The sequence below is a fragment of the Aureivirga sp. CE67 genome (assembly GCF_015767245.1).
Lineage (GTDB): Bacteria > Bacteroidota > Bacteroidia > Flavobacteriales > Flavobacteriaceae > Aureivirga.
On record NZ_JADOTV010000027.1, the window covers coordinates 22,556 to 34,580 of the forward strand.

Below are 12,025 nucleotides of genomic sequence, written 5' to 3' on the forward strand. Positions count from 1 at the left end.
CCTGGTTTTTTTAAAAATAAATAAATAAACTATTCAAACATAATTAAGATCCACACATTACGCAGTCATCAGCATCATTTTTAGATTGCTCAATCATTGCTTTTAATTCCTGTGGAGATAGAGGTTCGTCCTCTTGCTTTTTCTCGTTCTTAAGCGTGAACTTAATCGCGTTTACAGCACTTTTCGTTCTTAAATAGTACATACCTGTTTTTAGTCCTGATTTCCACGCGTAGAAGTGCATAGATGTCAGTTTACCATAATCAGGGTTTTCCATAAATAAGTTTAAAGATTGAGATTGATCGATGAAATAACCTCTATGGCGAGCCATATCGATAATATCACGCATACTCATTTCCCAAACAGTTTTATATAATTCTTTTAGTGGCTTTGGAATAATATCTATATGTTGGATAGATCCATTTGCACGCATGATTTCCTCACGCATTTCGTCATTCCAAAGATCTAATTCTACTAAGTCTTCTAGTAAATGTTTGTTTACAATAATAAATTCTCCTGAAAGAACTCTTCTTGTATAAATGTTTGAAGTATAAGGTTCGAAAGCCTCATTGTTCCCAAGAATTTGAGAAGTAGACGCTGTTGGCATTGGCGCAACTAACAGAGAGTTTCTTACACCATTGTCTAAAACATTTTTTCTTAATGCTTTCCAATCCCATCTTCCGCTCAATTCTTCTTCAGAAATATTCCACATATTAAATTGGAATTCTCCTCTAGACATTGGAGAACCTTCATAAGTAGAATAAGCTCCTTTATCTTTAGCCAACTCCATAGAAGAAGTAACTGCTGCGAAATAAATAGTTTCGAAGATTTCTTGGTTTAATTTTTTAGCTTCTTCGCTAGTAAAAGGAAGACGTAGCATGATGAATGCATCTGCCAAACCTTGAACACCAAGTCCTACAGGACGGTGTCTGAAGTTAGAGTTTTCCGCTTCTTTTACAGGATAGTAATTTCTGTCAATTACAGTATCTAAGTTTTTAGTAACTTTTCTAGTTACATCATATAATTTCTGGTGATTGAAGAATTTTACTCCATGCTCATCTTCTTCTACATACATTGGTAAAGCTAAAGATGCAAGATTACAAACCGCTACTTCGTCTTTTGCAGTATATTCCATAATCTCCGTACATAAGTTTGAAGATCGGATAGTACCTAAATTGTTTTGGTTTGATTTTCTATTAGCTGCATCTTTGTACAACATATAAGGAGTTCCAGTTTCAATTTGAGACTCTAAGATTTTTTCCCAAAGTTCTCTTGCCTTGATTACTCTTCTTCCTTTTCCTTGTTGTTCGTATTTTGTATAAAGAGCTTCAAATTCTTCTCCGTGTACATCATATAAGTTTGGACACTCATTAGGACACATTAAAGTCCACTCTCCATCTTCTTCCACACGTTTCATGAATAAATCAGAAATCCACATAGCATAGAATAAATCTCTAGCTCTCATTTCTTCTTTACCATGGTTTTTCTTTAAATCTAAAAACTCAAAAATATCTGCATGCCAAGGTTCTAAGTAAACAGCGAAAGAACCTTTACGTTTTCCACCACCTTGGTCTACATATCTTGCTGTATCATTGAATACACGAAGCATTGGAACAATTCCATTTGAAGTTCCGTTTGTTCCTCTAATGTAAGAACCAGTAGCTCTAACATTATGAATAGAAAGACCAATTCCTCCAGCAGATTGAGAAATATTTGCAGTTTGTTTTAATGTATCGTAAATCCCTTCAATACTATCATCTTGCATTTGTAATAAGAAACAAGAAGACATTTGAGGTTTTGGTGTACCAGAGTTAAAAAGAGTAGGTGTAGCATGTGTGAAATACTTTTTAGACATCAACTCATAAGTTTCGATAGCTGCTTCGATATCTTCTTTATGAATTCCGATAGCAACACGCATAAGCATATGTTGAGGTCTTTCAGCGATTTCTCCGTTTATCTTTAATAAGTAAGAGCGTTCTAAAGTTTTAAATCCAAAATAATCATATCCGAAATCTCTATTATAGATAATTGTAGAATCTAAAGTAGCAGCATTTTCCATGATAATTTCATAAATATCATCTGCTAATAAAGGTGATTCTTGCTCTGTACGTGGATTTACGTAATTGTATAAATCTGTCATCGTTTCCGAGAAAGATTTCTTTGTATTTCTATGTAGATTAGAAACAGCAATTCTCGCTGCTAATTTTGCATAGTCAGGGTGCGTAGTTGTCATTGTCGCTGCTACTTCTGCAGCTAAATTATCCAACTCAGTTGTTAATACTCCATCGTATAAACCTTCAATTACACGCATTGCAACCTTTACAGGATCAACAAGTTGATTTAGTCCGTAACACATTTTACGGATTCTTGCGGTAATTTTATCGAACATTACGGGCTCTTTTCTGCCATCTCTTTTTACTACGTACATAATTTTTTAGATTTAAGTATTTTACACACAGATATCTTGCCAAAAGGGCGTACAATTCTTGTTTGTATTGTTAGAATACAAAGCATAGCTATTGCTGTTACACAATAGTGTATTGTTAAATTTTTATGTTTTTTTAGTTATAGGGGATTAAAAGTCTGCATCAAATGAGATACTTCCAGTTCCTCCACTTTTTACTCCTGCTTTTTGATATTCAGAAACTCTTTTTTCGAAGAAATTTGTTTTTCCTTCTAAAGAAATCATTTCCATAAAATCAAAAGGATTTGTAGAGTTGTAAATTTTCTCGCATCCGAATTCAACTAAAAGCCTATCTGCAACAAACTCTAAATACTGTGTCATTAATTTTGAGTTCATTCCAATTAAACTAACTGGAAGAGATTCTGTAATGAATACTCTTTCAATATCAAGTGCATTTGTGATGATTTCCACAATTCTTTCTTTCGGCACTTTATTTATAACATGGTGGTTGTGAAGGTGAACAGCGAAGTCACAGTGCAGACCTTCATCTCTTGAGATTAATTCATTTGAAAATGTAAGACCAGGCATTAATCCTCTTTTCTTTAACCAGAAAATAGAACAGAATGCTCCTGAGAAAAAGATTCCTTCTACGGCTGCGAAAGCAATTAATCTTTCTGCAAAAGAATCTGATTCGATCCATTTTAAAGCCCATTCAGCTTTTTGCTTAATAGCTGGGAAAACTTCAATAGCTCTGAAAAGTTTGTCTTTCTCTACTTCATTGCTTACATAAGTATCAATTAATAAAGAGTAAACTTCCGAGTGAATATTTTCCATCATGATCTGGAATCCGTAGAAAAACTTTGCTTCAGAATATTGTACTTCATTGATGAAGTTTTCTGCTAAGTTTTCGTTTACGATACCATCAGATGCAGCGAAAAAGGCTAAAATATGTTTGATGAAATAACGCTCATCATCATTTAGCTTCGTTTTCCAATCTACAATATCTTGATGTAAGTCTATTTCTTCTGCTGTCCAAAAACTCGCTTCTTGTTTTTTATACCATTCCCAAATATCATGATGTTGAATCGGGAATATTACAAATCTATTCTCATTTGGCTGTAAAATAGGCTCCATTGTAGACTTCATATTTATAGTATTTTTTTAAATAATTATATTATTACTTTTTCTATTTCATTTGATAGAACAAAGTTTAAAAAAAAAGAAATACGGCGAAAGATGGACTTATTCACAAAATGCATTATTTATTCACAATCCGAAAAATTCTAACAAAAATTTTGCTTAAAAATTTTCATTCAATCATTGATTATCAGTATTTTATAAATATCAAAATGAATCTATATTTTTTTTTCAAGAATTTAATAACAATTTTTTTTGCATCATTTTTAGAAATAATAAGGTAAAAAAATAGCCCAAAAAAATCTTTAATTAAAAAGGACTTTTTTAGGCTAAAATAGTTTTATTTTTTACGAATTATTGTTTAACAACAACCAGAATCTGGTGTACAACAACTTGAAGCTTCTTCTTCAGGTGTTCCGCAAAGATCTGGAGCTTTACATTGTGTTTTTTCTGTAGCAAGTTTTACCAAAACATAACGATCTGTTTCTAAAACTCTACGAACATTTAATTGTGTTGTATGGAAAATCTTGTTTCCGTACTCGATTTTTACTTCCGTTTCCATATCAATAGGACGAATCCCATTTACCTTATCTATAATAGAACCTGCTTTTGCACAAGTCATATAAGTAGCTTTTCCTAATTCTAACGGATTTTCCCAAAGTTGTAAAACTGTTTCTTTCCAATTATGCGGAACAGCTCCACAATCTACAGATTCTATAATGACATTTTTTACTTCTGTCAAATGATAGTTTGATCCGACTAAAACTCCTGTTGCATATTCAAAAAGTAATGGCTTCTCTCCATTTCTTTTGATGATCTCATATAATTCTTTTGTTTTCATAACTAGTTACTACAGCTTTTAGTTTTTATATCTTGTTTAAAAAATTGATTTATGATTGTCTGAACTTCATTCCATTTTTTCTGATTGATACAATAAGACATCTTTTTTCCTGAAATTGTACCCTGAATGATTTCTATTTTCTTTAACTCTTTCAAATGTTGGGAAATCGTAGCCTGTGCTAAATCTATCTTCAAGACAAAATCATTACAAATACACTCATCCTGATTTGCTATTTGCTCCAAGATTGCCAAACGAGCTGGATGTCCTAATACTTTCAAGATATTTGCTAGTTCGTTTTGTTTATCCGTAAAAACTTGTGTTTTAGTTGTTCCCATGATTAAAAATATTTATTATCGCAATATTACGATATTGAGTTTTATTATAAAAATCTTTAGCTAAAAAGTTATGTTAAAAAAAATCAACGTCAGATAGACGTTGATTTTGTACTATATATATTATAGGAGTTTATTCTATGTTTAAATAATTCAAAACATCTTCATAAGTATCTGGTTTTGCAATTATTTCTTTTTTCGAATTTAAGACTATATAAGTAGGAGTCGCATGAATATCATAAGCTATTGCAAATTGATTTTCCCATTTCCCGATTCCATATACATTGATCCAGTTTTTGAATTTTGCTTTATAAATTGAATAATCCTTATCATCATCTTCAAGTGCTACAGCAATTACTTTTAAGTTTTTGTCATTTGCTGTTTTTTCATACAAAACAGGAACTTCATTCAAACAGTGTGGACAAGTTGTACTCCAGAAAACAATTAGATAATTTTCTTCTTCAGCAAGATTTTCTAAACTATTTTGTTTTCCATTTTCTTCCCAAGAAATATTTGGCGCCAAACTCCCAATAGCAGTTTTTAATTTTGCTTCCATTTCTCTTACTACATTTTCATCTACATATTGACGAGGAAGTTTTTCATAATAATCATCCAACATTATTTTTAATAAATCATGATTTTCTAATTGAGAAAAAGCGTATAAAAGTGAAGTTGTAATATAAGCTTTAGCAGTTTCATTGTTTCCAATTTTTTGCATCACCTCTTGAAGCGAATTTTTATAAAGAGTATTCTGTACTTCTTTATCTTCTGAAGAATTTACATAGAAAACATATTCAATTACTTTATCAATCAAAAGACTAGATTTGTTCAATTCTTTATCTGAAAAATCAATATATTCAAAATAATGTTTTTTGAATTCGTTTAAGAAAGTCTCTTGTGTTTTATATAAAGTTGGACTAAAATATCTTCTGCTAGATTTAATTAAATGATAAGCAAAAGTGTTTTTAGATTTTTCCTCATAAGATTTTTGTTTATTTTCAAGAGCTAAGTAATCGTTTTGATATTCTTTCTCTATATCCTTTTTTTCTTGCGCAGAATTTGCAGAGAAATAAGAAATTTGCAGTTGATCTAACTTTGTTTGTTCCTCCAAAATATCTTTTTTATAATCTTGGAAAAGAATATTTTCTTCTGAATTTTCAAAAGAAATAGTTTCAAAAGGATTGGCTGGATTTATAGAAAAATTAATGTTTTTTCCATCGTAAATAAAATCAACAACCTGAGATTGATTCATAGAATATGCTACACGATAAATTCCTTTACTAGCATCTTTGTCCAAATCAAAAGTATATGTAGCGTCTTTCAGTTCTGTATTCTGAATATATTCTTGTTGTCCATCGATGATTTTATATAAAATTGCCCACTCATAACCTTCCGGATTCGTGAGTTTGATATTCACTTTACTTTGTGCAAAAGAAAGCGTAGTGAAGCAAATCAACATTAAGATATTCAATATGTTTTTCATGATATTCATTTATTATAGAAGAATTTTAAAACTAAGGAATGCCTTTTTTAAATTCAAATTTTTTACTTCCCAAAGTTAAACAAGAAATATTCCTAAAATTAAATAAAATAGAATAAAGTGAAATTAAATTACAAGGAAGCGTTCTAAATAATTGATTTTGTAAATGAAAATAAATTTTTAATGTATCTTTGCTTAAAATTTAAGTAAGCTTAAAAATTTTATTACAAAAACTTTAATATGTCTGTAGCAACAGAAAATTTTATCAAGGCTATTTATAATTTAAGCCGAAAACACGAAGGAGATACAAAACCTGGTTCCGTTGCTTCTTTTCTGAAAATAAGCAATGCAGCTGCCACAGATATGGCGAAAAATCTTTCTAAAAAGAATTTAGTGAATTATGAAAAATATAAAGAACTAAAACTAACACAGGAAGGAGAATTATACGCTTTAAGAATTGTTCGTAAACACAGACTTTGGGAAGCACTTCTTTTTAAATTATTCGATATGTCTTTACACGAAATTCATATTGAAGCAGAATTATTAGAGCATCAAACTTCAGATTTTTTAGCCCAAAAAATGGATGAATTTTTAGGTTATCCAAAATACGACCCACATGGAGATCCGATTCCAGATGTTAATGGAATTATTCACACAGAAGATCATTCTATCGTTTTATTAAATGCGGAAGAAGGAAGGAAGTATCAAATTTCAAGATTAGTAAGTGTCGATAAAGACTTTTTTGATTTTTGTGCTGAAAATGGTTTGAACAACGGAGCAGAAATAGAAGTTGTCAAACAATATGAGAAAAATAAGATGACGCAGATCCAAGTGAATGGAAATACTTTATTACTGAATAACGATTTTACAAAAATTATCTACGTTAATAAAAAAATCTAATATGATGAAAAAAGTACTATTAGGATTAGCTTTAAGTTTTTCAGCTTTTATTGCAAATGCACAAGAACAAGAAAAACCAGATTTAGTAACAGACAGACCGGATCAAACAGAATCGGCTACAGTCGTTCCTGTAGGAGCTGTGCAGTGGGAAACAGGTTTTCAGTATGAAAAATTGAGTTCGGATTTTGACGAAACTGAAAATACAAAATTCAATACAAGTTTGTTGCGCTTTGGTCTTTTGGAAAATTTTGAGCTGCGTTTGATTTGGAACATTGAAGAGTCAAAAATGACTTCTAAAAATTTACCTTTTGCAAATACGGTGAATATGGATTCTAAATCTTCTGGTTTTGCTCCAATGGGATTTGGATTTAAATATACGATTGCAGAAGAAAAAGGTTGGCGACCAAAAATCGGATTTTTATCTCATATGTATTTTCCATTTACAGCTTCAAAAGAATTAAAACCTGAAGGTACTGCAATGGATACTCGTTTGGCTTTCGAACATACTTTGAGTGATAAATTTAGTTTAGGTTATAATTTTGGAACGAATTGGGCTACTGGAGAAAACTTACAATATGCTTATACAGCTTCTTTGAGTTATAGCATTTTGGATAGACTTTCTGTTTTTGGAGAAGTTTATGGTGTTTTAGAAGAAAATGGACATCCAGATCATTTGTTTGATGCAGGATTTTTATTCTTAATAACAGATGTTTTTCAATGGGATATTTCAGGTGGTTCTGGTATTAATTCAGATCAAGATTATTTTATCAGTACAGGATTTACAGTAAGATTATTTAAATAAAAATATTTTATCTCTAGAGAGAAGATTTTTAAACAATAGAAAAAAAACAAAATTCCCATACTCTACAAACATCAGTTTTAATTAGTCATTTTTACGAAGAGTTTTGGGGATTTTTGAAAATATTTAAATCAAATTAAAATGAAAAAAATAGCATTACTACTAACGATAACAGTTCTTTTATTTAGCTGTAAAAAGAAAGATAAAAAAGAAACTGTTGTAGGAGATGAGAAGTTGAATGTTGTTACTACAACAACAATGATTACGGATTTATTACACAACATCGGAGGTGATAAAATCGAATTAAATGGATTGATGGGAACTGGGGTAGACCCACATTTATTCAAAGCTTCTGAAGGAGATGTAAACAAGCTTTTCAATGCAGATGTTGTATTTTATAATGGATTGCATTTGGAAGGAAAATTAGTAGAAGTTTTTGAAAAGATGAAACATCAAAATAAAAAGACTTTTGCGGTTGCAGATGCTGTTTCTAAAGCAGATTTAATTCCTTCTGAATTATTTGATTCCAACTACGATCCACATATTTGGTTCAGCATTCAAGACTGGAAAAAAGTAACACAATATGTTTCGGAAACCTTACAAAAAGTAGATGCTAAGAATAAAGATTTTTATGCTAAAAATGGAGAAGAATATTTAAAAAAAATAGATGTTTTAGCAAAAGAAATTGAAACAAAAATCAACGAATTACCAGTTGATAAAAGAATCTTAGTAACAGCACACGATGCTTTTAACTATTTCGGAAAAGCTTATGATTTTGAAGTTGTAGGTTTACAAGGATTATCAACAGCAACAGAAGCTGGTGTGCAAGATGTACAAAAACTTTCTAACTTAATTATAGAGAAAAAAATCAAAGCAATTTTTGTAGAATCTTCAGTGCCAAAAAGAACAATTGAAGCTTTACAAGCTGCTGTAAAATCTAAAGGTCATGATGTGGCAATTGGAGGAGAATTATTCTCAGATGCTTTAGGAAGTAAAGGAACAGAGGAAGGAACTTATATCGGAATGTATATTTATAATACAAACACGATTGTTAACGCTTTAAAATAAAATGCAAGAACAAAACGCAATAAAAGTAGATGATTTAACGGTTGCTTATAATTATAAGCCTGTTTTGTGGGATATTGATTTAGTGATTCCAGAAGGCGTTTTGATGGCTATTGTAGGCCCAAATGGAGCAGGGAAATCTACTTTGATAAAATCGATTCTTGGAATTATAAAACCTTTGGCTGGAAGTGTAAAAGTTTTCGGAAAACCTTATCAGAAACAACGTGATAAAGTTGCTTATGTCCCGCAAAAAGGTAGTGTAGATTGGGATTTCCCAACAACTGCTTTGGATGTTGTGATGATGGGAACTTATGGAAGTTTAGGATGGATTAAAAGGCCAGGAAAAAAAGAAAAGAAAGCATCTTTGGAAGCTTTAGAAAAAGTAGGAATGTTGCCTTTTCAAAACCGACAGATTTCTCAACTTTCTGGAGGACAACAACAACGAATTTTCTTAGCGAGAGCTTTGGTGCAAAATGCTTCAATTTATTTGATGGACGAACCTTTTCAAGGAGTAGATGCAACTACAGAAAAAGCGATTATTCAAATTTTAAAAGAATTAAGAAAAGCTGGAAAAACGGTAATTGTAGTGCATCACGATTTACAAACAGTTCCTGAATATTTTGATTGGGTAACGTTTTTAAATGTGAAGAAAATTGCCACTGGTCCTGTGAAAGATATTTTCAACGATGATAATTTGACCAAAACTTATGGGATTAATTATAAAGTAAGCATGCAAAAATAATGGGATTACAAGATTACATAACTTTAGTTTTCACCGATTATACCTTGCGAACAATCACTCTTGGTACAGCTTTGCTTGGTGCTATTTGTGGAATGTTAGGAAGTTTTGCTGTTCTAAGAAAACAAAGTCTCTTGGGAGATGCCATTTCGCATGCAGCATTACCAGGAATTGCTATAGCTTTTTTAATTCATGGTGCTAAAAATTCTTTTTATTTTCTTATTGGAGCTTTAGTTAGTGGATTGTTAGGAACATTTTGGATTAAAGGAATTACAAAAAGAACACATTTAAAATCGGATACTGCTTTAGGTTTGGTTCTTTCTTTATTTTTTGGATTTGGAATGCTTTTATTGACTTACATTCAAAAACAAGAAAATGCAAATCAGGCTGGATTGGATAAATATTTATTTGGTCAAGCAGCAACTTTAATGGAAAGTGATGTTTGGATTTTAGCCGGAGTTACAGGAATTTCTCTTTTAATACTTTTATTCTTTTGGAAGGAATTTAAAATCTTACTTTTTGATCCAGAATACACAAAAACATTAGGATTCAACACGAGAATCATCGATATATTAATTACAACTTTTATGGTTTTAGCAATCGTTCTTGGATTGCAAACAGTTGGAGTTGTTTTGATGAGTGCAATGTTATTAGCTCCTGCAGCAGCAGCGAGACAATGGACAAATCATTTATGGAAAATGATTGTAATTGCAGCAGTTTTTGGTGCTTTATCAGGAATTATTGGAACAGGAATTAGTGCAACACAAAACAATCTTTCTACAGGTCCGGTGATTGTACTTGTAGCAGCAGTTTTTGTTTTGTTTTCTTTCATTTTTGCTCCATCAAGAGGATTACTGTTTCGTCAGATTCGTTTTATGAAAAACAGAAATAATCTGAAATTACATAAAACTCTTTCAGTGATGTATGAAATTGCAAAAACACATAAGAATTTTAAGCATCCACATAAGATTAAAATCTTAAATAACTTCCAAGGTTTTTCTAGAAAATCTTTGAAAAAAATGGAAGCTTATCAGTGGATTGAATTAAATGGACAAATGTGGAATCTGACAGATAAGGGATATCATAAAGCAATTAATTTGTATAACCAACAAAATATTCAACATCATGACTAGTGCGCAATTTGAAATACAATTAATTGCGAGTTTAGTAGCAATTGCTTGTGCGATTCCTGGAACATTTTTGGTTTTAAGAAAAATGGCAATGATTAGTGATGCAATTAGTCATTCAATTCTTCCTGGAATTGTAGTTGGTTTCTTTATTTCTCATAACATAAATTCTCCTTTATTAATTGTTCTTGCTGCTTTAACTGGAGTAATCACAGTTGTTTTGGTAGAATTTATTCAGAAAACAGGTTTGGTTAAAGAAGATACCGCCATCGGGTTGGTTTTTCCCGCCATGTTTAGTATTGGAGTTCTCTTGATTGCACAAAATGCTAATGACGTACATTTAGATATAGATGCAGTTCTTTTAGGAGAAATTGCTTTTGCTCCTTTTGATCGAATTTATTGGGAAGATTATGATTTAGGTCCAAAATCTCTTTGGGTTATTGGAACGATTTTATTGATTACAATCGCACTTTTAATCACTTTTTTCAAAGAATTAAAAGTAAGTACATTCGATGCACAACTTTCTGCAGCTTTAGGTTTTTCACCTGCGATTATTCATTATGGTTTGATGTCTGTTGCTTCTGTAACAACAGTTGGAGCTTTTGATGCTGTTGGAGCAATTTTGGTTGTTGCTTTAATGATTGCGCCCGCTGCTACAGCATATTTGTTGACCGAAGATTTGAAAAAAATGTTAGGAATCTCAATTGTAAGCGGAGTATTTTCTGCGATAGTTGGTTATTGGGTAGCGAATTTTTTAGATGCTTCGATTGCTGGATCTATCACAACAGTACTTGGAGTTCTATTTTTTATCACGTATTTATTTGCACCAAAAAAAGGAATTATTGCTGTTTTACATAGACAAAGACAACAAAAAGTTGAGGTTTCTTTACTGACTTTTCTTTTACATTTACACAATCATACTGAAGAAAATGAAAGACATTTAGATCACTTACAAGATGAGATAAATTGGCAAAGAGGAACTTCAAAAAGAGTAGTAGATTTAGCTTTAAAGAATAATATGATTACGATAAATAATCAAATTGTTTCGCTAACAGACAAAGGAAAATTGTTTACAGAAGAAGCAATCTCTTATATCATTTCGAATAAAAAGTCTGAAATAGAAGAAATGAAATCTCGTTTTTTTCTATTTAGAGGTTAAATATATTTTTATTATTTATAAAACTCCACATTTAGCGATGTGGAG

General features: G+C 31.1%; 11 protein-coding genes. 6 read left to right on the forward strand and 5 right to left on the reverse strand.

Annotated features, from left to right (window positions below; genetic code table 11):
- Window positions 1-43 precede the first annotated feature (43 nt).
- The 5 genes from I0K12_RS20020 to I0K12_RS20040 form a co-directional block, all read right to left on the reverse strand.
- Complete coding sequence (locus I0K12_RS20020) at window positions 44-2,425, reverse strand: ribonucleoside-diphosphate reductase subunit alpha (RefSeq protein ID WP_196889957.1); 2,382 nt, start codon at window positions 2,423-2,425, stop codon at window positions 44-46.
- A 147-nt stretch (window positions 2,426-2,572) separates the two neighbouring features.
- Window positions 2,573-3,547: a ribonucleotide-diphosphate reductase subunit beta gene (locus I0K12_RS20025; protein ID WP_196889958.1), complete on the reverse strand. Its 975-nt coding sequence runs from the start codon at window positions 3,545-3,547 to the stop codon at window positions 2,573-2,575.
- A gap of 352 nt (window positions 3,548-3,899) precedes the next feature.
- Complete coding sequence (locus I0K12_RS20030) at window positions 3,900-4,379, reverse strand: DUF6428 family protein (RefSeq protein ID WP_196889959.1); 480 nt, start codon at window positions 4,377-4,379, stop codon at window positions 3,900-3,902.
- Window positions 4,380-4,381: 2 nt separating this feature from the next.
- Window positions 4,382-4,714: an ArsR/SmtB family transcription factor gene (locus I0K12_RS20035; protein ID WP_196889961.1), complete on the reverse strand. Its 333-nt coding sequence runs from the start codon at window positions 4,712-4,714 to the stop codon at window positions 4,382-4,384.
- A gap of 130 nt (window positions 4,715-4,844) precedes the next feature.
- Window positions 4,845-6,194: a TlpA family protein disulfide reductase gene (locus I0K12_RS20040; RefSeq protein WP_196889962.1), complete on the reverse strand. Its 1,350-nt coding sequence runs from the start codon at window positions 6,192-6,194 to the stop codon at window positions 4,845-4,847.
- 237 nt (window positions 6,195-6,431) lie between these two features.
- Here I0K12_RS20040 and I0K12_RS20045 point away from each other — a divergent pair, with 237 nt between their 5' ends.
- The 6 genes from I0K12_RS20045 to I0K12_RS20070 all read left to right on the forward strand — a co-directional run bounded on the left by I0K12_RS20045 (window position 6,432) and on the right by I0K12_RS20070 (window position 11,980).
- Window positions 6,432-7,091, forward strand: coding sequence for a metal-dependent transcriptional regulator (locus I0K12_RS20045; RefSeq protein WP_196889964.1), 660 nt, complete (start codon window positions 6,432-6,434; stop codon window positions 7,089-7,091).
- A gap of 4 nt (window positions 7,092-7,095) precedes the next feature.
- Entirely contained in the window at window positions 7,096-7,893 is a 798-nt protein-coding gene (locus I0K12_RS20050) for a transporter (RefSeq protein WP_196889965.1), read from the forward strand.
- A gap of 138 nt (window positions 7,894-8,031) precedes the next feature.
- Window positions 8,032-8,958 carry a metal ABC transporter solute-binding protein, Zn/Mn family gene (locus tag I0K12_RS20055; protein WP_196889967.1) on the forward strand — a complete coding sequence of 309 codons (927 nt, stop codon included), beginning with the start codon at window positions 8,032-8,034 and terminating at the stop codon, window positions 8,956-8,958.
- A gap of 1 nt (window position 8,959) precedes the next feature.
- Window positions 8,960-9,697, forward strand: a complete 738-nt coding sequence (locus tag I0K12_RS20060; RefSeq protein ID WP_196889968.1) for a metal ABC transporter ATP-binding protein — start codon at window positions 8,960-8,962, stop codon at window positions 9,695-9,697.
- Complete coding sequence (locus I0K12_RS20065) at window positions 9,697-10,827, forward strand: metal ABC transporter permease (RefSeq protein ID WP_196889969.1); 1,131 nt, start codon at window positions 9,697-9,699, stop codon at window positions 10,825-10,827. Before I0K12_RS20060 ends, I0K12_RS20065 begins: the two co-directional genes overlap by 1 nt.
- The gene (locus tag I0K12_RS20070) at window positions 10,820-11,980 is read left to right on the forward strand and encodes a metal ABC transporter permease (RefSeq protein WP_196889970.1); all 1,161 of its coding nucleotides are present in this window, start codon (window positions 10,820-10,822) and stop codon (window positions 11,978-11,980) included. The genes I0K12_RS20065 and I0K12_RS20070 overlap by 8 nt, the downstream gene beginning before the upstream one ends.
- The last annotated feature ends 45 nt before the right edge of the window (window positions 11,981-12,025 follow it).

Excerpts from the sequence above, each read along its gene's own strand:
- I0K12_RS20020 (WP_196889957.1), bottom strand. The coding sequence starts at position 2,425 with ATGTACGTAGTAAAAAGAGATGGCAGAAAAGAGCCCGTAATGTTCGAT.
- I0K12_RS20025 (WP_196889958.1), bottom strand. The coding sequence starts at position 3,547 with ATGAAGTCTACAATGGAGCCTATTTTACAGCCAAATGAGAATAGATTT.
- I0K12_RS20030 (WP_196889959.1), bottom strand. The coding sequence starts at position 4,379 with ATGAAAACAAAAGAATTATATGAGATCATCAAAAGAAATGGAGAGAAG.
- I0K12_RS20035 (WP_196889961.1), bottom strand. The coding sequence starts at position 4,714 with ATGGGAACAACTAAAACACAAGTTTTTACGGATAAACAAAACGAACTA.
- I0K12_RS20040 (WP_196889962.1), bottom strand. The coding sequence starts at position 6,194 with ATGAAAAACATATTGAATATCTTAATGTTGATTTGCTTCACTACGCTT.
- I0K12_RS20045 (WP_196889964.1), top strand. The coding sequence starts at position 6,432 with ATGTCTGTAGCAACAGAAAATTTTATCAAGGCTATTTATAATTTAAGC.
- I0K12_RS20050 (WP_196889965.1), top strand. The coding sequence starts at position 7,096 with ATGAAAAAAGTACTATTAGGATTAGCTTTAAGTTTTTCAGCTTTTATT.
- I0K12_RS20055 (WP_196889967.1), top strand. The coding sequence starts at position 8,032 with ATGAAAAAAATAGCATTACTACTAACGATAACAGTTCTTTTATTTAGC.
- I0K12_RS20060 (WP_196889968.1), top strand. The coding sequence starts at position 8,960 with ATGCAAGAACAAAACGCAATAAAAGTAGATGATTTAACGGTTGCTTAT.
- I0K12_RS20065 (WP_196889969.1), top strand. The coding sequence starts at position 9,697 with ATGGGATTACAAGATTACATAACTTTAGTTTTCACCGATTATACCTTG.
- I0K12_RS20070 (WP_196889970.1), top strand. The coding sequence starts at position 10,820 with ATGACTAGTGCGCAATTTGAAATACAATTAATTGCGAGTTTAGTAGCA.